General features: G+C 66.4%; 1 protein-coding gene and 1 pseudogene. Both read left to right on the plus strand.

Annotation, left to right across the window (positions count from 1 at the left end):
• Window positions 1-508, plus strand: a 508-nt coding sequence (locus tag G3O01_RS44870) for a phosphatidylglycerol lysyltransferase domain-containing protein (RefSeq protein ID WP_205813949.1), incomplete at its 5' end; no start/stop codon positions are given.
• A pseudogene (locus G3O01_RS44875) lies at window positions 505-886 on the plus strand (virulence factor family protein); the annotation flags it as partial. The gene G3O01_RS44870 and the pseudogene G3O01_RS44875, both read left to right, overlap by 4 nt.

Below are 886 nucleotides of genomic sequence, written 5' to 3' on the forward strand. Positions count from 1 at the left end.
CTCCGACGCCTGGCTGGAAGACCGCGAAGCGCGCGAAAAGAGCTTCTCGGTGGCCGCGTTCGAGGACGATTACCTCGCCGCCCAGCACGTGCTGATGGTGCGCCAGAACGGCGCGCCGCTCGCCTTCGTCACCTTCATGACGACCGACCTGAACACCGACGCGACGGTCGGCGTCATGCGCCATCTGCCGGGCGCTTCGCCCTACGCGATGGAGTATCTGTTCACGCAGCTTGCGCTGCATCTGAAAGCCGCCGGGTATCAGTCGCTCTCGCTCGGCATGGCGCCGCTTTCCGGCATGGGGCCGACGCCGCTCGCGTCGTCGTGGCACCGCCTGGCCGGACTGATCTGGCGCTTCGGCGGCAAGTTCTACAACTTCCGTGGGTTGCGCGGCTTCAAGAACAAGTTCGCGCCGCGCTGGGAACCGCGCTATCTGGCCGCCTCGGGCTCGATCAGCGTGTTCATCACCCTTGCGGATCTATCGCTGCTGGCAGGAGGCTGGCGTTCATGATTCATCGTATTTTCTCGCTGCCGCGCACGACCCGCGCGGCAGCGGGCGCAGTATTGCTCGCGCTCGGCGCCGTTCAGGCCCACGCAACCGAGGCACCGGCGCATAGCGCCGTGACGCATGTCTCCGGCGGCCGTTATGGCGATGTCGCCGTGACGCGCCCCATCGGCGGGATGCGCGGTTTCACCGTGCTGTTCTCCGCAGGCGATCACTGGAACGCCGACGACCAGACCCGCGCCGATGCGCTCGCGCATCACGGCGCGCTCGTCGTGGGCGTCGACAAGACGCGCTATATGACGAACCTCGCGGCGGTCAAGAACGAGACCTGCCACAAGCTCTATAGCGACGCCGAAGCGCTCAGCCATCAACTCGAACGTCAGG

It is taken from the genome of Burkholderia sp. Ac-20365, assembly GCF_017104715.1.
Lineage (GTDB): Bacteria > Pseudomonadota > Gammaproteobacteria > Burkholderiales > Burkholderiaceae > Paraburkholderia.